Source organism: Nocardiopsis sp. FIRDI 009, assembly GCF_003386285.1.
In the GTDB taxonomy this organism is placed as follows: domain Bacteria; phylum Actinomycetota; class Actinomycetes; order Streptosporangiales; family Streptosporangiaceae; genus Nocardiopsis.
The window spans coordinates 153,660-170,809 of record NZ_QPNC01000021.1 but is presented as its reverse complement, the minus strand read 5'-3'; the positions used below and the strand labels follow the sequence as shown (position 1 = coordinate 170,809).

Below are 17,150 nucleotides of genomic sequence, written 5' to 3'. Positions count from 1 at the left end.
CACGAGCACTACCATTCCGGGATCGGGCTGCACACGCCCTTCACCGTCCACACCGGGACTGCGTACGCGATCCAGCACAAGCGGGCCGAAGCGATCGAGGCGTTCCGCGCGGCCAACCCGCAGCGGTTCACCCGCCGGCCCACCCTGCCAGGCCTTCCCGAGGCCGCGTGGATCAACGAGCCAAACGAACTGGAGACCGCACCCGCCGCGCGTCAGGGCTCTGACCTGCGCGAAGCGACCTGACGATCGCTCGCCCCTGTCCGATTCGACTTGACACACTCCGCTCACGGGCGAGGTCATGCAGCGCGGCGCGACCATCGCGGTCCATCCCCGCGTTCGCGGGGCTCACAGTGGGAGACGGTTGGGCGTCGCCTGGAACAGCGGTCCATCCCCGTGTTCGCGGGGCTCACCGCAACAGCATGCGGCGGGCGTGGGACAACCTCGGTCCATCCCCGCGTTCGCGGGGCTCACGAGGAGTACCGGCACCCACCAGGCATCCACCTCGGTCCATCCCCGCGTTCGCGGGGCTCACGTGCCAGCCCTTCATGCCTTCACCGCCCTACGCGGTCCATCCCCGCGTTCGCGGGGCTCACAAGGTGAGCTGCTGGAGGTTGTTGCCCATGTTCGGTCCATCCCCGCGTTCGCGGGGCTCACCCGCCTCGTATCGGGGGTGGAGTCCCCGGCTACGGTCCATCCCCGCGTTCGCGGGGCTCACCTGCAAGCGGGCGTACAACGACGGCGGGGAGCACGGTCCATCCCCGCGTTCGCGGGGCTCACTCGAGCGGGAGCACGCGGAGTTTCGGCAGCGGCGGTCCATCCCCGCGTTCGCGGGGCTCACCCCCTCAGCCCAAGGGTCACCACGGGGAACTGCGGTCCATCCCCGCGTTCGCGGGGCTCACGGAGCGGTGAAGTACCTGCTCAGCGGTATCGCCGGTCCATCCCCGCGTTCGCGGGGCTCACGCAGGTGGTGCCCGCGCTCCTCCAGACCGAGGCGGTCCATCCCCGCGTTCGCGGGGCTCACAGCAAATGACCTGCAACAACGCCAAGCGTTATCTTCCCGCAACATCAGATGGCGATAAAGGACCGCGCACCACTCGGGTTCGCCGTTGCACAGCGCGAAACTCGAACATGTGCGACGACGTTGACCTATCGTGGCCATCGGAGGGCTCCATCCCCATCACCCTTTCATGATGCCCGAAGGATCTCCACGGAGAGAGAGCCACCATGCCAGGCGGGCCGAGGGATCTCCGGGAGACGCGAACCTCTCCCAACCGCCGCGAAGATCCCACAACCAAACGCTCTGAACTGCGCGGATACCCGTCGGCACAGGTCGCCCCCAGACCATGACTACCTTGGCACGGCAGGGACCACCGAAGCCGACGGCTCGAACCGGCCCTGTTGCCCCCGCTGCTTGATCAACCTCCCCCAGCGTTCCTTGCAGCCGAAGCGCACCGCGATCTGCTCCCCCATCAGCAACGAACCATCCGCCCTCCGGTTCTCCAGAGCCCACATCCACGCCTCCACCTGGATGCCGGAGGGAGCGGCAGTCTGTCGCTCATCCGCAGCGTCCGAGGGCTCACTCCCGGTGCGGGCGTCCGGCTCGGGAACGACATGGAGGTGTCCCTGCAACCGGCCTTCGTTCTCCCTGCCCGAACTCACGTGCTCCTCGACTCCCGTGCCGGAGTGGATCTGCTCACCGGCTGCGGACGCACCGCGTACGCTCCGGACCGCCGTGCGGAACTCACACATCAGCAGCTCGTAGGCACCGATCAGCGCGAACGACGGCCAAGCGTGGATGATCCGCGACCACACCGTGGGGTCCGCAACCGCGACGTTGGCGGCGAGGGAGGCGCTGGATCCGAGGATCAGGAGCCTCCACGGCAGCAGACCGTCTCGTCGGCCGTGGCGCGCGTCGCTCAACAAGGTCATGGACGCGGCGTCGATCCCGGCGGCAGGGATCAGCGAAGCCGACCGTGCAGTCGTTCCACGACCCGAGGCTTCAACCTCCGTCAGTCGCCAGACCCGTGGGGTTCCGTTCAGGAAGGAACGCACCTCGGCCTCGCAGTAGCGGCGGTGGCCACCCCCAGAGTGCGGAACGAACACAGCTTTCCCGACCTGGCCCACCACGTGACCGTCATGGGTGCCACGTGGAACATGACCACGACCTCGACGGGGGCCAGCAGGGGCTCCAGATCGCCGATCGGCGGGGGCACACCTGTCGATACACCTGAGGCCCACCCCCGCGTCCGCGGAACTCACCCGATGCAGTAAGAGTTCGAGCCGCCCGTTGGCGGTCCATCCCCGCGTCTGCCGGGCTCACGTTCTCGGCAATGCCACCACGGCCGCCATCGGCGGTCCATCCCCGCGTCTGCGGGGCTCACACATGGGGTTGCGTCTGGCTGAGGTGATGGGACGGTCCATCCCCGCGTCTGCGGGGCTCACTTTTCCTTCTTCTTCGTGGTGATGCTCACTTTCGGTCCATCCCCGCGTCTGCGGGGCTCACGTTCCGGTGCCGGACAGGAACGCGCGGGCTTTCGGTCCATCCCCGCGTCTGCGGGGCTCACGTGCTGTCCGCCTTCTACGGGCCTGTGGCTGCCGGTCCATCCCCGCGTCTGCGGGGCTCACGCATTGGAGGACCGCACCGCCCCCCGGGGCCGCGGTCCATCCCCGCGTCTGCGGGGCTCACCATTTGTGGGTGGGGGTGTCGGTCATGGTGGCCGGTCCATCCCCGCGTCTGCGGGGCTCACGGCGACGTCGTCCGGGATGCCCTCGGTGTCGGCGGTCCATCCCCGCGTCTGCGGGGCTCACACGCCCAGCAGTCCGATCCGACCGCGGCCCTGCGGTCCATCCCCGCGTCTGCGGGGCTCACGAGCAGGCCCCCACTGGTCGATGAGGTTCTCGGCGGTCCATCCCCGCGTCTGCGGGGCTCACCCACTGCGGCTGCCCGACGGCACCGAGCGCACCTGGTCCATCCCCGCGTCTGCGGGGCTCACATTAGGGGCCTGGCCGGGAATCCCGGTGCCCTCGGTCCATCCCCGCGTCTGCGGGGCTCACAGCAAATGACCTGCGACAACGCCAAGCGTTATCTTCCCGCAACACCAGATAGCAGTGACAGGGGCCGTGCACCACTCAGGTTCGCCGTTGCACAACGCGAAACTCGAACATGTGCGAACAGAACACCACCGCTACGCTCCCCCCATGAGCACAAGTAAGGCCACAACGCCGACCTATCGTGGCCATCGGAGGGGCTCCCTCCCCACCACCCTTCCATGATGCCCGAGGGATCTCCACGAGAAGAGAGCCACCATGCCAGGCAGGCCGAGGGATCGACGGATGCCTGTCGACGCGGGTCGCCCCAACGCCGTGACCACCTTGACACGGTAGAGGTCACAGGTTCGAATCCTGTATCGCCCACACAGACGCCGATGGCCGGACGGAGTTCACGCTCCGGCCATCGGCGTTCCCGGGGACCGGCGAGATCCGGCGGTTCGGTACGGCCCGCGCGCGGCTCCAGCGACGGCCGCGCGCACCGCGCACCTCGCCGCTCGAAGCAGTGCCCGCCCGAGCCGATCGGGGCCCAAACCGCGCGTCCCGGCCCCGATCGGCCCCGGTCACAGCTTCGCCAGCACCGACTCGACGGTGATCGGCAGGTCGTGGAACCGCTGCCCGGTCGCGTGGAACACCGCGTTGGCGATCGCCGCGGCGACCCCCACCTGGCCCACCTCACCGATCCCCTTGACCCCGAGCGGGTTGACGACCCGGTCCTCGACCTCGATCATCTCCGCCTCGACGTCCGGCGCGTCCGCGTTGACCGGCAGCAGGTACTCGGCCAGGCTCGCGTTGGCCCACCGCCCCTGCTGGGGCTCCATGTGGGTGGCCTCCAGGAGCGCCTGTCCCATCCCCCAGAGCATGCCGCCCATGAGCTGGCTGCGCGCGGTCTTGCGGTTGAGCACCCGCCCGGGCGCGAACACCCCCGTCAACCTGCGCACCCGGACCAGTCCGAGGTCCGGGTCCACCCCCACCTCGGCGAACTGGGCGCCGAAGGTGGCCATGCCGTAGCCGGTGTCCTGTGCGGGCGGCTCCCACTCGCCGAGCGCGTCGGCGTCGAACATCATGTGGCGCCGCAGCAGGTCGGAGTAGGTCTCCCCGGTCTCCGGGGCCTCACGCAGGAACATGCGTCCCTCGGCCACCGCGACCCCGGCCGGGTCGGCGCCGCGCAGCGGGGACTCCGGATCGGCGACCGCCTGCCCGACCAGCCGCTCCCGCAGCGCCGTCGCCGCGGTGTGCACGGCGGAGCTGACCGCGCCGGCGCCGGCCGAGCCGACGGCGGCCACCGTGTTGGGCAGCTCGGTGTCCCCGTAGTGGACGGCGACCGCCTCGGTCTCCATCCCCAGGGCCTGCGCCGCGACCTGGGCCATGATCGTGCCCACGCCGGTGCCGAAGTCGGAGGCTCCGGTCTCGATGACCGCCCGTCCGTCGGCGTACACGCGCGCGCGGGCGCGTTGCGGGCTCATCGGCGTGTAGACGGGGTAGATCGCGCTGGCCATGCCCGTGCCCACCAGCCAGTTCCCGTCCCGGCGCGAGCGGGGGATCGGGTCGCGCAGCCCCCAGCCGAACAGTTCGGCGCCGCGCTCGTAGCACTCCCGCAGCCCCTTGCTCGACCACGGGTCGCCCGTCTCCGGGTCGGTGTCGGCGTGGTTGCGCAGCCGCAGTTCGATCGGGTCGACGCCGAGTTCGTAGGCGAGCTCGTCCAGGGCGGTCTCCAGCACGAAGGCGCCCGACCCCTCACCGGGCGCCCGCATGAACGTGGGCGTCATGGTGTTGGCCCGGAACACGTTGTAGACGCCCTCGAAGTTCGGGCACGCGTACAGCTGCGAGACGGGGCTGATCGACGGCTCGGCCCACTCGTCGAAGCACGAGGTCGGCGACAGCTTCCGGTGTCGCAGCGCGGTCAGCGTCCCGTCCTCGCGCGCCCCCAGGGTCAGGGTGTGCTCCTGTTCCTCCCGGTGACCGGACCCGGTGAACATCTGCTCCCGGGACAGCGAGAGCGTGACCGGGGCCCGCACGTACTGCGCGGCCATCGCCGCCAGGGTCGGGTGCGACCAGATCATCGCCTTGGAGCCGAAGCTGCCGCCGACGAACTCGCTGACCACCCGGATGTCCGACGGCGGGATACCCAGGAGTTCGGCGACGCTGAGCCGGGTCGCGGTGGGTCCCTGGGTGGTGTCGTACAGGGTCAGCCGGGAGTCCTCCCACACCGCGGTCGCCGCGCTGGTCTCGATCGGGTTGTGGTGGTTGGCCGCGAGGTGGAAGACGCGCTCCATGACCACGTCGGCCTCGCGCAGCCCGGCCGCCACGTCACCGCGTTCGGTGCGGCCGGGGACGATCCCGCCGAAGATCCGCTCGGGTTCGAATGCCTCGTCGCGCCCCTGCTCGATGGTGGTGATCGCCGCTTCCACCGCGTAGGTGACCCCGACCAGTTCGGCGGCGTGCTCGGCCCGCTCCAGCGTGTCGGCGACGACCATCGCCACGGGCTGACCCGCGTAGTAGACCCGGTCGTCCTGCATCGGGAAGAGGCTCTGACCGTGCGCGCTGGTCCCCGCCAGGGACGGGACCACGGCCGGTCGCGTCGCGATGCGCGGCAGCTCGCGGTGGGTGAGCACGGCCAGGACGCCGTCGACGGCCATCGCCTCGGAGGTGTCGATGTCGGTGACGCGGCCGTTGGCGACCTGCGCGCCGACCAGGACGGCGTGGACGGTGCCCGGCGGGCGCCGTTCGGCGGAGTAGCGGGCGGTGCCGGTGACCTTGGCGTGGGCGTCGACCCGGTCGACGGCCCGGCCGATCTGCGATCCGGTGCTCATGCGTTCCCTTCCCCTCCGTGAGCCGACGCCACCGTCTCCAGCGCCCGCACCAGGGTCCGCTGGGCGAGCGTGATCTTGAAGGAGTTCATGCCCTGGGGCACGGCGTCGGCCAGTTCGGCCGCGGCCGCGTCCTCGAACGCGGCCCGGAGTGCCGGGGCCCCGGTGAGGGCGGCCTCGGCCTGCCGCGCCCGCCACGGTTTGGTGGCGACCCCGCCCAGGCCGATGCGGGCCTCGGCGATGATCCCGCGCTCGACGCGCAGGACCACCGCGGCCGAGGCGAGGGCGAACTCGTAGGACTCCCGGTCCCGCACCTTCAGGTAGTGGGAGGTGCGGGCCGCCGGGTTCGCGGGGACCTCGATGGCGGTGATCAGCTCGCCGTGGGCGATCGGGTGCTCGCGGTCGGGCGTGTTCCCCGGCAGTGGGAAGAAGTCGTCGAAGGCGACGGTCCGCGCGCCCTCGGGACCCTGGATGTGGACGATCGCGTCGAGCGCCGTCAGGGCCACCGCGACGTCGGACGGGTGCGTGGCGATGCAGTGCTCACTGGTTCCCAGGACGGCGTGGGTGCGGTTGAACCCGTTCATGGCCGCGCACCCGCTGCCGGGTTCACGCTTGTTGCACGCCTGGTCCACGTCCCGGAAGTAGGAGCAGCGCACCTTCTGCATGAGGTTGCCGCCCAGGGTGGCCATGTTGCGCAGTTGCGCGGAGGCGCCCTTCTCCAGGGCCTCGGAGACGACGGGGTAGCGTTCGCGCACCGCGGGGTGGGCGGCCACGTCGCTCATCCGGGCCAGACCGCCGAGGCGCAGCCCGCCGTCGGACAGGTCCTCGATCGCGGCGATGGGCAGATCGTTGATGTCGACCACGCGGCGGGGCCGGGCGACCCGGATCCGGAGCATGTCGACCTCGGTGGTGCCGCCGGCGAGGAACTCGCTGCCGGGGTCGCCGCCGACCTCGGCGATGGCCGTGGCCACGTCGGACACGCGTTTGTAGGCGAAGGAACGCATCAGCGGCCCCCCTTCCGCGTGCCCTCGGCGGTGTCGCGCACCTGCCGGATGGCGGAACGGATGTTCGGGTAGGCGGCGCAGCGGCAGATGTTGCCGCTCATCCACTCGGCGATCTCCGCGTCGTCACAGGTGTGTCCCTCCGCCATGAGGGCGACGGCCGACATCAGCTGGCCGGGTGTGCAGTACCCGCACTGGAAGGCGTCGTTGTCGACGAAGGCCCGCTGCATCGGGTGGAGCCGGTCTCCGTCGGCCAGGCCCTCGACGGTGGTGATCTCGCGTCCCTCGCAGGCGACGGCGAGGGTCAGACAGGACACCACGCGGCGGCCGTCGACCCAGACGGTGCAGGCGCCGCAGGCGCCCTGGTTGCAGCCCTTCTTGGTGCCGGTGATGTCGAGGCGCTCACGCAGCGCGTCGAGCAGGCTGACGCGGGGCTCGACGCGAACCCGGTGCGTGGTGCCGTTGACGGTCAGTTCGATGTCCGTCGCCTCGGGTCCGATCTCGGCGTCCCTGGGGCGCACGCCCCTCGCCTGTTCCGGGATGCTCGGTGCGACGGTTCCGGTCTGGTGGGCGCGCGGTCTCATCAAAGCCCCCTCGGGAGCGGTGTGCGGTGCGTGCTCATTGCGATCTCCCTGGTCACGCTGGTTCCGTGGCGTCACGGACGGCTCCTGAGGATGCTCTCAGCCCGATGTGTACCGCGCGTGTGGACGAGTTCCAGTGGACGGCAATATCCCGCAAAGATCCGCTGGGGCCGCCTCGGCGGGAACGGCCCCGACCCCGGTCCCCCGCGTCGCGGGGCGGCCCTGCGGCGGGGGCGCGCGTCGGCCCGGGGCGTGTGAGACGTCGCTCCCGGACCGGCGCGCGGTCCCTCACCCGGCGCGTTCGACCCTGACGGTGTCGCCGTCGCCGACCTCGGCGAGCGCGCGGTGGTCCCCGTCGATCCGGCCGAGCACGTTGGCCGCGCTGGCCAGTCTGCTCTCCGGTCCGACGGAGATCGGCGTGGGGCCGAAGGGCAGGGCGAGCGCCGACCCGGCCAGCCAGTAGCAGACGGTGCCGGGATCGACGGTGTCGGTCGCGTCGTCCTCGCGCTCGGCCGCCACGGGAACGGCGAAGTACACCTCCTCGCCCCAGGTGTTGGCCGCCGCCTCGATCGGCAGGGCGTCCCAGAGGGCCTCGGAGGTCGGGGTGCTGTCGAGCGTGGCGGTCACCGAGCCGCCCGCCCAGGAGATGCTGATCCTCATGCGACCTGTGTATCGGGTGGCGATGCCGGATCCCACACCGGGGTATCCATAATGCAGATATTTAATTCCGAGATACGGAATTAATGCGTGGTCTGGAGACTCGGCTCCGGCTTCTTCGCGCGCTCGTCCGCCCGGGGGCCGGGGCGGTCCAGCGCGGCGGAGAGCAGGGCGACGCCGAGCCCGACGAGGGCCAGGACCGCGCCGATCACGGCGGGCGACGTGTACCCCAGGCCCATGCCGATCCCCATCCCGCCCAACCAGGCGCCCCCCGCGTTGGCGAGGTTGAAGGCCGAGTGGTTGGAGGCCGAGGCCAGCGAGGGAGCCGCCGCGGCCTTGTTCATCACGAGCACCTGGAGCGGCGTCACCACGGCGGACCCGGCCGCTCCGAGGGCCAGGACGGCGATCGCGGCGGTCCAGGGGTGGTGCGCGGCGAAGACGAAGAGGACCAGCATGACCGCCAGGCAGACGAGGGCGCCGTGGATCGTCGGACGCAGCGCCCGGTCGGCCAGAGGGCCGATGACCAGCGAGCCGAGCGTCATCCCGATGCCGAACAGGGCCAGGACGAACGGCACGCCGCCGGACGCCATCCCGGCCAGCTCGGTCATCATCGGCGAGACGTAGCTGTAGACCGCGAACACCCCGGCGAACCCGAAGGCGGCGGTGGTCAGCCCGAGGAGGACCTGCTGTCCGCCCAGGGCGGACAGCTCGCGGCGGAGCCCTCCCCCGCCGAACGCGGACGCCGGAACGCGGGGCACGAAGAGCGCGATCCCGACCAGGGCGAGCGCGGCGACGGCGGTCACGGCCAGGAAGGCCGCCCGCCAGCCGAGGAGCTGACCCAGGAAGGTGCCCGCGGGGACGCCCACGATGTTCGCGACGGTCAGGCCGAGGAACATGCGCGCCACCGCGGTCGCCCTGCGGTCGGGGCGGGCGGTGTGCGCGGCGACCAGCGCGCCCACGCCGAAGAAGGCACCGTGCGGAAGGCCCGCCAGGACCCGGGCGGCGAACACCGTCCCGAAGTCGGGGGCCACGACGGTCGCGACGTTGCCGAGCAGGAACAGACCCATGAAGATCAGCAGGACGGCCTTGCGCGGCACGCGCGTGCTCAGCGCGGTGAGCAGGGGCGCGCCGACCACCACTCCCCCGGCGTAGGCGGAGATGAGGTATCCGGCGGACGCGACCGGGACGTCCAGGTCCGCGGCGACCTCGGGCAGCAGGCCCATGATCACGAACTCGGTGGTACCGATGGCGAACGCTCCGACGGCGAGAGCGAGCAGGGCCAGAGGCATGGGTGTGCCCCCTTTCACGGCGGTGGGCGCGGAGCGGGCGTACGGACGGGAAAGCCCCGGGACGCGGGCGGAGACGGTCGGGGGTCAGGGGCCCGACCCTGGATTTAGCACGTGCTAAATCCAGGGTCGCAGCTCCTCGGGACCGACCCGACCGCCCGGACGTGTGATCTGCCTCGCGGCTCTCGGGGAAGCGGGGCGGAACCGCCCGGACGGAGCCCGCCCGACGGCGGGAACCGGGTCAGGGCGCGCCCGGCCTCGGCGGCCCGGTGCTCCCCCGGACGCTGAGGGTGGGCTCCAGGACGACGTGCCTGCTGACCGCGCGCCCCTCATCCAACCGCTCGGCGGCGCACCCCACCGCGATCCGCGCCATCAGCGAGGCGTCCTGTCGGACGGAGGTGAGGTCGACGAAGGACAGGCGGGCGGTCCGGCTGTCGTCGTAGCCGACCACGGACACGTCCCCCGGCGCGTGGACGCCCGCGCGGACGAGCGTCTCCAGCAGGCCGAGGGCGCAGCGGTCGTTGCTCGCGACCACGGCGGTGGGCAGGCGGTCGCGCGCCAGGAGCGCACGGGCCGCCCGTGCGCCGGACTCCTCGGAGTAGTCGCCCGGGATGACGTCGACGAACGCGTCGAGGCCGTGGGAGCGCATCGCCTCGGTGTAGCCCTGTCTGCGTTCGGGCGCGCCCGGCAGGTCCGCGCCGTCGACGTGCGCGATGGCGCGGTGTCCCAGCCCGACCAGGTGGTCCACCGCCTGGCGCACCCCGTCGGCGTCGGCGGTCCGGACGCTGTCGGTGCCCTCCACCCCCGTGCGCTGCCCGATCTCCACCACGGGGACCTGCGCGGCGATCGTGGCCAGGTACGCGGGGGCGGCGGCTGAGAGCCCGATGAGGACGAGGGCCTCGCAGCGCAGGCCCAGCAGGTCGTCGATGGACTCGCGCTCGCCCCGGGTGGACAGCAGCGCGCTGAGCACGACGCCGTAGTCCAGTGCGGCGGCGGCCGGGTAGACGGCCTCGACGAGGTGGACGTCGAGCGGGTGTTCCATGGTGAACAGCACCCCGACCTGGCGGCTGCGGGCCCGGCGCAGCAGTCGCGCCGCCCTGTCCGCGCGGTACCCGACCTCCTCGGCGGCCCGCAGGACCTTCTGCCGCGTCGCCGCGCTCGGCCCGGGGCGGTCGCTCATCACCAGGGAGACCAACTGTCGGGACACACCCACGCGCGCCGCGACGTCGGCCATCGTCGGCCGCCGCGCGGAACCCCCTCCCGGCCGCGCGCCGCCCGTGCTCCCGGTCTCCGGCATCCCGCCCCCTCACCACCCGGCGCCTGGGTGCTGCCGATGGTAGTGGCAGCGGAGCGCATCCCCGACCGGCGCGGGGAATCAGCACAGGAACAGGCTCCGACCTGCGCCGACGTGTGACCGCGCCAGGTTTGACCCACCCGGGATCGGCTAGGGGTCCAGTGCGGGACACACTCCGGAGGAAAGGAGGGGGATCATGGCGAGGACCATCTCCGAACTGATGACGAGCCCCGCGCGCACGGTCGGTCCGGACACCTCCCTGCGGGCCACGTCCCGGATCATGCGGGACGAGAACGTCGGCGACGTGGTCGTGACCGAGGAGGACGGCTCGCTCATGGGCATCCTCACCGACCGCGACATCGTGGTGCGCTGTCTGGCGGCCGGGGGCGACCCCGACTCCATGACCGCGGGCGCCGCCTGCTCCGCGCACGTGGCGACGGTACCGCCGCAGTGCCGTGTGTCGGAGGCCGTGGACATGATGCGGGCCAAGGCGGTGCGCCGCCTGCCCGTGGTGGACGAGGACGAGCTGGTGGGGATCGTCTCGATCGGCGACCTGGCCCAGGCGGTCGACGAGCACTCCGCGCTGGCCGACATCAGCTCCGCCCAGGCCAACCGCTGACCTCCCGCCACCGGGCCGCGCCCCGGCTCGGCCGGGAACCGCCACGACCCGGACGGTGAGACGGCCGCCACGTCCCACCGGACCGCCCACGGGGGACGGCCCGGGGCGTGGCGGTCCCGCGCGGGCATCCCTCCCCCTTCCGCTCTCTCCCCCACCCTGCCGACCCGCTCCGACCCCGACCCGCTCCGGGGACCGTCGTGTGTAGACTACGATAATGATTATCGTTTCCACTCAAAGAACGGAGGTCGCCCCCGATGGAGCCGACAAGCCCCATGCGCGTGGTCGTGGTCACCGGGCTGCACCGCACCCCCCGCGGACGGGCGGTGGACGCGCTGCTCGCGGCGGTGCCGAGGTCGGTGGCGGTCCACCACGACCTCGAGGGGATCAGCGAGGGGCGTGTCGACCGCGTCACCCGTGACCGTTGGGGCCCCCTCGACCGCGCCCCGGTCGAACTGGACCACCTGTGCGCGTCGTGCACCCTGCGCGAGGACCTCGTACCCCTCCTGCTGCGACTGGCCGCCGAGGGCGGGCACTCCCTGTGCGTCGTGGACGCCTGGGACGTCGTCGAACCCCGGACGATCGCCGAGGTCGTCGCCGCCCAGCGCGGACTGGAGTTGGCCGCCGTCCTGACCGCGGTGGACGCCGAACGCCTGCTTCCCGACCTGGCCACCCATGACGACCTGCGCGACCGCGACCTGGACATCGCGGTGGAGGACGACCGGACCGTCGCCGAGGTCCTGGCACGCCAGATCGAGTACCCCACCGCGATCGCCCTGTACGGGACCCGGCACCGCGACGAGGCGCGCTCCCTGCTGGAACAGCTCAACCCGGCCGCCGCCGTCGTCACGCCCGGACCGAACCTGGCCGACCTCACCCGCGGCCGGTTCGACCCCGAGGCCGCCTTCAACAGGACCAACCCGGCCTGGGCCCGGTACTGCCCGCGCACGGACGGCCGGGTGCGCACCGTGACCTGGTCCCGGCGCAGACCGCTGCACCCCGAGCGCACCCACGAGGCCCTCGAGCGACTGGTCTCGGCCGGTCTGCGCAGCCGGGGGCGGATCTGGCTGGCCAGCCGACCCGACACCCTCCTGGTCTGGGACGCCCACAGCGACGCCCTGGTCCTGGAGAGCGGCGGCCCGTGGCTGGACGCCCTGCCCGGAGCCGCCGTGGAGATGGTCTCCGAGGCGCGGCGCTTCGCCGCCCGCTTGGACTGGGACCCGGTCGTCGGGGACCGCGGACAGCACCTGGCCTTCACCGGAATCGACCTGGACGCCGAGGGCCTGGTCGCGCTGCTCGACTCCTGCCTGATCACCGAGGAGGAGGCCGGTCGGCCACTCAGTGACGACCCCTTCGCCGACGCCCTGTGAGCGAGGAATGAGAAAGGAATCCCCATGAGCGCCAGACCCCGAGGGACCAGAGGGGGCGGCCCGTCCCGCAGGTTCGCCAACCCGCTCGGCGACGCCGGTCACGTCGACTACAAGGACGTCGACCTGCTGCGCAGGTTCATCTCCGAGAAGGGCAAGATCCGCAGTCGCCGGGTCACCCGGGTGACCGCCAAGCAGCAGCGGCTCATCACCGCCGCGGTGAAGAACGCCCGCGAGATGGCCCTGCTCCCCTACCCGTCCAACACCCCCGCGTCCAGGAGACCCTGAGCCGCCCGGGAAGTCCCGACCGAACGACCGAGGAGGAACACCGTGTCACGTGTCTGCCAGGTGACGGGCCGCGCCCCGAGCTTCGGGAACGCCGTCTCGCACTCGCACCGCCGCACCCGCCGCCGGTTCGACCCGAACATCCAGAACAAGCGGTACTGGCTGCCCAGCGAGAACCGCTACGTCCGACTGCGGGTGAGCGCCAAGGGCATGCGGGTCATCGACGCCCAGGGCATCGAACGGGTGGTCGCCCGGATCCGGGCGCGCGGGGAGAGGGTCTGAGATGGCCAAGAAGAGCAAGATCGCCCGGAACGAGCACCGCAAACGGGTGGTGGCCCGCCACGCCGAGCGGCGCGCCGAGCTCAAGCGGATCATCCGGAGCCCGGAGTCGGGTCCGGCCGAGCGCGAGGCCGCCGTGCGCGAGCTCCAGCGCCAGCCCCGCGACGCCAGCGCGACGCGTGTCCGCAACCGGGACTCGGTGGACGGGCGTCCGCGCGGGTACCTGCGCCGGTTCGGGCTGTCACGGATCCGGTTCCGCGAGGCGGCCCACCGCGGTGAGCTGCCCGGCGTGACCAAGTCCAGCTGGTAGGCGTGGGTCATGGGGGCGTGCGGACGGTGGTCAGACCGCCCGCACGCCCATGACCCGCCGGATCGCCAGGGCCACGAGCCCGCACAGCGCGCCCACGACCGTCCCGGTCACCAGACCGCTGACCACCGCCGCCCCCCGGATGAGGACGGCCTGGACCGCCGGGGTGAGGTCCGCGAGGTTCCCGCCGAGCGCGGGCCGGTCGGCGCCCCACGAGACGTCCCACAGCAGCTGGTGCACCAGGGCGAGGAAGACGCCCGAGAGCACCCCGACCACCAGCAGGGTCGCGAACGGGTGGGGCGCCCGCCGGACCAGGACCACGGCGGTCCACACCAGCGGGGGCACGAAGACGAACAGCCCGTTGACGAACGTGCCCTCCTCCACGACGGACAGGTCGTGCAGGACCACGCGGGGCACCGAGAGCAGGGCCAGGAGGACGATCAGGGGAAACGGCAGGCCGAGGGCGGCCCTCTTCTGGTCGGTCATGGGCCCAACCTAGGAGCGCGGCCGCGACCGGCGCGTCGTCTCCCGAGCGCGTTCGACTACGTCGGTGCGCGGACCCCGGATCGCCTCTCGGCGTAGGACGCGCCCCGACCCCGCGTGGCGGTCGGCCTCAGCCCCCGAGGGCCAGGCGGGCGCCGAGCGAGAGCATGACCACGGCGATCGCCCCGTCCAGGACCCGCCACGCGCCCGGCCTGGCGAACACCGGGCGCAGGAACCGGGCTCCGAAGCCCAGGGCGAAGAACCACAGGAAGCTGGCGGTCACGGCGCCCCGCGCCCACCACCAGCGCGCCTGCCCCTCCTGCTGGTTGGCCACGGAGCCGAGGAAGACCACCGTGTCGAGGTACACGTGGGGGTTGAGCCAGGTCATGGCCAGGGCGGTGACGACGGCCGGACCGAGCCGCAGGGAGCGCGGGGCCCCGTCGGAGGTGAGCGCACCCGGGCGCACCACCCGCACGGCCGCCAGCAGGCCGTACACCACCAGGAACCCGGCGCCGAGGACCCGCACCGCGACGAGCGCCGTCGGCGCCGCCTCGATGACCGCCCCGACGCCGAGGACCCCGGCGGTGATGAGGGCGGCGTCCGAGAGGGCGCAGACCAGGACCACGGCCAGGACCGTACGGGGGCGGCCGTCGATGCCGAGCCGGAGGACGTAGGCGTTCTGGGCGCCGATGGCCACGATGAGGGCGAGCCCGGTCCCCAGACCGAGCACCGCCGCGAGCAGGGATTCGTTCACGTCCGGAACGGTAGGAGCCCCAGAGCGTGCAGTAAAGCTAAACTTTCTTAGAACCCTTAAGAAAGGCTGAGGATGCCCTTCCAGTTCGACCACCTGCGCACCCTCACCACACTGGTGGACGAGGGGACCTTCGAGGCGGCCGCCCGACGCCTGCACGTGACCGCCTCGGCCGTCTCACAGCGGATCCGGACGATGGAGCAGGCCGCGGGCAAGGTCCTGGTGCAGCGCACCAACCCGGTGGCGCCCACGGCGGCGGGCGACGTGGTCCTGCGCTACGCCCGGCAGGTGGTCCTGCTGGACGGGGACGTGCTGGCCGAACTCCAGGCCGGGGAGGGCAGCGCCGACCGGGTCCCCGTCCCGCTGGCGGTCAACGCCGACAGCCTGTCCACGTGGTTCCTGGAGGCGCTCGCCGAACTCCCCTCCGACCTGGGCGCGGTGTTCGACGTCCACCGGGAGGACCAGGAGCACACCACGTCGCTGCTGCGCTCCGGGGCGGTGATGGCCGCCGTCACCTCGACGCCGGAGGCGGTCCAGGGGTGCGCGGTCGAGGGTCTGGGGACCATGCGCTACCACGCCGTGTGTACCCCGGGCTTCGCCGCCGAGCACCTGGGCGACCCGGTCGACGTGGAGCGGCTCGTGGACGCGCCGGTGGTCAACTTCGACCGCAAGGACGAACTCCAGGACCAGTTCCTGCGGGACCTGACCGGACGCGAGCCGAGTGCGCCGTGCCACTTCATCCCGGCCTCGACGGACTTCGCCAAGACCATCCTGCTCGGACTCGGGTGGGGTGTGGTGCCCGAGCAGCAGTGCCTGGCGGAGATCGAGGCGGGACGGCTGGTCGCGCTCGCCCCCGACCACCCGGTGGACGTGCGGCTGTACTGGCAGCGCTGGAACCTGCGGTCGCCGCTGTTGGACCGGGTGTCGGAGGGGGTGCGGGCCTCCGCCGCCGCCCACCTGCACCCGCTGTAGTCGCGACGGCCCCGGCCACGGAGCCCGGCCGGGCGGTGGACACGGCGCGCCCGGATCGGGGTTGTCGGCGCGGCGGCCCTCTGGTGGGATGGGACCGCGGTACGCCGCACCCGGTGGACCGCGGCAACGATGGGACTTTCTGGCGCACGGAGCACGCGCGGGCGTGCCACGACCGGCCTCGGCCGTGCGTCCGCGCCGGAGGTGGCATGTCGTATCCGCAGTGGGAGGAACGCCCCCAGGACCCGTTCTCCGGGTTCCCCCCGGGCGTGGGCGCCCGGTTGCGCCCCCTGGTGCCGGGGCTGGCGCGGAGCGCGGTCGAGGCGGTCCGCCGCCGCGCGGAGGCGCACGACCCGCCCCTGGAGCCCGGTGACACCGAGTCGTGGCGTGAGCTGATCGCGTCGGCGGCGCACGCGTTCCTCGACCGGGTGGAGGGTGGCCGGCGCTTCGGTGACCCGAGCGGTGTCGCCGAGGAGTTCCGCGCGTTCGGGGCCGACGAGGCCCGCCGCGGGCGGACGCTGGAACGCCTGCACACCGGGATGCGCACCGCGGTGGCGATCGCGTGGCGGCGGTTGGCGGTCACGGACGCGTTCACCCGCCACGACGTGGTGGTCCTGGGTGAGGCGCTGTTCGCCTTCCAGGAGGAGCTCACCTCGGCCGCGGCCGAGGGCCACGCCGGGGTGCGCAGGGCCGACGCCGACCGACGTGAGCGCGGCCGGGCCCGGCTGCTGGAGGAGCTGCTGGCGGGCGCCGGTACGGACACCGGGGCGGTGCGGGCGCTGGCCCGAACGGCGCGGTGGCGGGTCCCCGACCGGGTGGCGGTGGCGGTGCTGCTGCCGGGGGAGGGGTCCGCGCCCCCCGCGCTGCCGTCCGACGTCCTGGTGGACCTGGAGCGGAGCGAACCCTGCGCGCTGGTACCCGATCCGGACGGGCCCGGTCGGTCGCGGACCCTGGAACGGTCGCTGCGCGGCGGCTCGGCGGTCCTGGGGCCGAGCGTGGCGCCGCGGGAGGCGCCCGTCTCGCTCTCCCGTGCCCGGGACCTGGCGGACCTGGTCCGCGCCGGGGTGGTGCCCGGCGGTGGTGTCGTGCGGTGGGTCGACCACCTGTCGACGCTGCTGCTGTCACGGGACCCCGACCTGTTGGCGGAGCTGGCGAGCAGACGGCTGGCCCCGATCACGCGGCTCCGGTCGCCCCAGCGCGACCGGATGGCCGACACCCTGCTGGCGTGGTTGGAGACGGGGTTCAACGCCAACGAGGCGGCGGTCCGGCTGCGCGTGCACCCGCAGACCGTGCGGTACCGGATCCGCAGGTTGGACGAGCTGTTCGGTCCGCGCCTGCGTGAGCCCGGGGCCCGGTTCGAGTTGGAGCTGGTGCTGCGCGCCCGCCGCCTGCTGGGGCCGCTGGAGTCGCGCTGAC

The 17,150-nt window shown here is 72.6% G+C and carries 16 protein-coding genes, 1 pseudogene and 2 CRISPR repeat arrays; of the genes and pseudogenes, 8 read left to right on the top strand and 9 right to left on the bottom strand.

Annotated elements, in window-relative coordinates:
- A pseudogene (locus DVR05_RS19415) lies at window positions 1-243 on the top strand (hypothetical protein); the annotation flags it as partial.
- Window positions 244-320: 77 nt separating this feature from the next.
- A CRISPR array of direct repeats spans window positions 321-1,021; the repeat unit is 29 nt; unit sequence CGGTCCATCCCCGCGTTCGCGGGGCTCAC.
- 326 nt (window positions 1,022-1,347) lie between these two features.
- Here the strand turns inward: DVR05_RS19415 and DVR05_RS27105 are convergent.
- The 7 genes from DVR05_RS27105 to DVR05_RS19380 all read right to left on the bottom strand — a co-directional run bounded on the left by DVR05_RS27105 (window position 1,348) and on the right by DVR05_RS19380 (window position 10,617).
- Window positions 1,348-1,929 carry a hypothetical protein gene (locus DVR05_RS27105; protein ID WP_198659250.1) on the bottom strand — a complete coding sequence of 194 codons (582 nt, stop codon included), beginning with the start codon at window positions 1,927-1,929 and terminating at the stop codon, window positions 1,348-1,350.
- A gap of 301 nt (window positions 1,930-2,230) precedes the next feature.
- A CRISPR array of direct repeats spans window positions 2,231-3,054; the repeat unit is 29 nt; unit sequence CGGTCCATCCCCGCGTCTGCGGGGCTCAC.
- A 557-nt stretch (window positions 3,055-3,611) separates the two neighbouring features.
- Window positions 3,612-5,861, bottom strand: coding sequence for a xanthine dehydrogenase family protein molybdopterin-binding subunit (locus tag DVR05_RS19405; RefSeq protein ID WP_116247325.1), 2,250 nt, complete (start codon window positions 5,859-5,861; stop codon window positions 3,612-3,614).
- Window positions 5,858-6,862 carry a xanthine dehydrogenase family protein subunit M gene (locus tag DVR05_RS19400; RefSeq protein WP_116247324.1) on the bottom strand — a complete coding sequence of 335 codons (1,005 nt, stop codon included), beginning with the start codon at window positions 6,860-6,862 and terminating at the stop codon, window positions 5,858-5,860. The genes DVR05_RS19405 and DVR05_RS19400 overlap by 4 nt, the downstream gene beginning before the upstream one ends.
- On the bottom strand, window positions 6,862-7,443 hold the full coding sequence (locus DVR05_RS19395) for a (2Fe-2S)-binding protein (RefSeq protein WP_116247323.1): 582 nt from the start codon (window positions 7,441-7,443) through the stop codon (window positions 6,862-6,864). Before DVR05_RS19395 ends, DVR05_RS19400 begins: the two co-directional genes overlap by 1 nt.
- A 285-nt stretch (window positions 7,444-7,728) precedes the next feature.
- The gene (locus tag DVR05_RS19390) at window positions 7,729-8,100 is read right to left on the bottom strand and encodes a cyclophilin-like fold protein (RefSeq protein ID WP_116247322.1); all 372 of its coding nucleotides are present in this window, start codon (window positions 8,098-8,100) and stop codon (window positions 7,729-7,731) included.
- Between the two features lie 80 nt (window positions 8,101-8,180).
- A complete protein-coding gene (locus tag DVR05_RS19385) occupies window positions 8,181-9,386 on the bottom strand; it encodes an MFS transporter (RefSeq protein WP_116247321.1) in 1,206 nt (401 codons plus the stop codon).
- Window positions 9,387-9,624: 238 nt separating this feature from the next.
- A complete protein-coding gene (locus tag DVR05_RS19380) occupies window positions 9,625-10,617 on the bottom strand; it encodes a LacI family DNA-binding transcriptional regulator (RefSeq protein WP_116247343.1) in 993 nt (330 codons plus the stop codon).
- A 256-nt stretch (window positions 10,618-10,873) separates the two neighbouring features.
- On the opposite strand from DVR05_RS19380, the gene DVR05_RS19375 reads away from it, so the two are divergent.
- The 5 genes from DVR05_RS19375 to rpsN all read left to right on the top strand — a co-directional run bounded on the left by DVR05_RS19375 (window position 10,874) and on the right by rpsN (window position 13,534).
- Window positions 10,874-11,296, top strand: coding sequence for a CBS domain-containing protein (locus tag DVR05_RS19375; protein WP_116247320.1), 423 nt, complete (start codon window positions 10,874-10,876; stop codon window positions 11,294-11,296).
- A 272-nt stretch (window positions 11,297-11,568) separates the two neighbouring features.
- The gene (locus DVR05_RS19370; protein ID WP_116247319.1) at window positions 11,569-12,663 is read left to right on the top strand and encodes a GTP-binding protein; all 1,095 of its coding nucleotides are present in this window, start codon (window positions 11,569-11,571) and stop codon (window positions 12,661-12,663) included.
- Window positions 12,664-12,687: 24 nt separating this feature from the next.
- Entirely contained in the window at window positions 12,688-12,948 is a 261-nt protein-coding gene (rpsR, locus tag DVR05_RS19365) for a 30S ribosomal protein S18 (protein WP_116247318.1), read from the top strand.
- Window positions 12,949-12,990: 42 nt separating this feature from the next.
- Window positions 12,991-13,227, top strand: a complete 237-nt coding sequence (rpmB, locus tag DVR05_RS19360; RefSeq protein WP_116247317.1) for a 50S ribosomal protein L28 — start codon at window positions 12,991-12,993, stop codon at window positions 13,225-13,227.
- Window position 13,228: 1 nt separating this feature from the next.
- Window positions 13,229-13,534: a 30S ribosomal protein S14 gene (rpsN, locus tag DVR05_RS19355; protein WP_116247316.1), complete on the top strand. Its 306-nt coding sequence runs from the start codon at window positions 13,229-13,231 to the stop codon at window positions 13,532-13,534.
- A gap of 30 nt (window positions 13,535-13,564) precedes the next feature.
- Here rpsN and DVR05_RS19350 read toward each other — a convergent pair whose 3' ends face one another.
- Window positions 13,565-14,017: a hypothetical protein gene (locus tag DVR05_RS19350; protein ID WP_116247315.1), complete on the bottom strand. Its 453-nt coding sequence runs from the start codon at window positions 14,015-14,017 to the stop codon at window positions 13,565-13,567.
- A gap of 127 nt (window positions 14,018-14,144) precedes the next feature.
- Window positions 14,145-14,768: a LysE/ArgO family amino acid transporter gene (locus tag DVR05_RS19345; RefSeq protein WP_198659247.1), complete on the bottom strand. Its 624-nt coding sequence runs from the start codon at window positions 14,766-14,768 to the stop codon at window positions 14,145-14,147.
- A gap of 72 nt (window positions 14,769-14,840) precedes the next feature.
- Between DVR05_RS19345 and DVR05_RS19340 the strand changes: the two genes are divergently transcribed.
- Together DVR05_RS19340 and DVR05_RS19335 are read left to right on the top strand one after the other, a co-directional pair.
- Window positions 14,841-15,737, top strand: a complete 897-nt coding sequence (locus DVR05_RS19340) for a LysR family transcriptional regulator ArgP (RefSeq protein WP_116247314.1) — start codon at window positions 14,841-14,843, stop codon at window positions 15,735-15,737.
- A 206-nt stretch (window positions 15,738-15,943) separates the two neighbouring features.
- The gene (locus tag DVR05_RS19335; protein ID WP_116247313.1) at window positions 15,944-17,149 is read left to right on the top strand and encodes a CdaR family transcriptional regulator; all 1,206 of its coding nucleotides are present in this window, start codon (window positions 15,944-15,946) and stop codon (window positions 17,147-17,149) included.
- The last annotated feature ends 1 nt before the right edge of the window (window position 17,150 follow it).

Bases quoted from the DNA above. Each gene is read 5' to 3' on its own strand.
- DVR05_RS19380 (WP_116247343.1), bottom strand. From the start codon at position 10,617: ATGGCCGACGTCGCGGCGCGCGTGGGTGTGTCCCGACAGTTGGTCTCC.
- DVR05_RS19405 (WP_116247325.1), bottom strand. From the start codon at position 5,861: ATGAGCACCGGATCGCAGATCGGCCGGGCCGTCGACCGGGTCGACGCC.
- DVR05_RS19350 (WP_116247315.1), bottom strand. From the start codon at position 14,017: ATGACCGACCAGAAGAGGGCCGCCCTCGGCCTGCCGTTTCCCCTGATC.
- DVR05_RS19395 (WP_116247323.1), bottom strand. From the start codon at position 7,443: ATGAGACCGCGCGCCCACCAGACCGGAACCGTCGCACCGAGCATCCCG.
- DVR05_RS19340 (WP_116247314.1), top strand. From the start codon at position 14,841: ATGCCCTTCCAGTTCGACCACCTGCGCACCCTCACCACACTGGTGGAC.
- DVR05_RS19375 (WP_116247320.1), top strand. From the start codon at position 10,874: ATGGCGAGGACCATCTCCGAACTGATGACGAGCCCCGCGCGCACGGTC.
- DVR05_RS27105 (WP_198659250.1), bottom strand. From the start codon at position 1,929: ATGACCTTGTTGAGCGACGCGCGCCACGGCCGACGAGACGGTCTGCTG.
- rpsR (WP_116247318.1), top strand. From the start codon at position 12,688: ATGAGCGCCAGACCCCGAGGGACCAGAGGGGGCGGCCCGTCCCGCAGG.
- DVR05_RS19335 (WP_116247313.1), top strand. From the start codon at position 15,944: ATGTCGTATCCGCAGTGGGAGGAACGCCCCCAGGACCCGTTCTCCGGG.
- DVR05_RS19370 (WP_116247319.1), top strand. From the start codon at position 11,569: ATGCGCGTGGTCGTGGTCACCGGGCTGCACCGCACCCCCCGCGGACGG.
- DVR05_RS19400 (WP_116247324.1), bottom strand. From the start codon at position 6,862: ATGCGTTCCTTCGCCTACAAACGCGTGTCCGACGTGGCCACGGCCATC.
- DVR05_RS19385 (WP_116247321.1), bottom strand. From the start codon at position 9,386: ATGCCTCTGGCCCTGCTCGCTCTCGCCGTCGGAGCGTTCGCCATCGGT.
- DVR05_RS19390 (WP_116247322.1), bottom strand. From the start codon at position 8,100: ATGAGGATCAGCATCTCCTGGGCGGGCGGCTCGGTGACCGCCACGCTC.
- rpsN (WP_116247316.1), top strand. From the start codon at position 13,229: ATGGCCAAGAAGAGCAAGATCGCCCGGAACGAGCACCGCAAACGGGTG.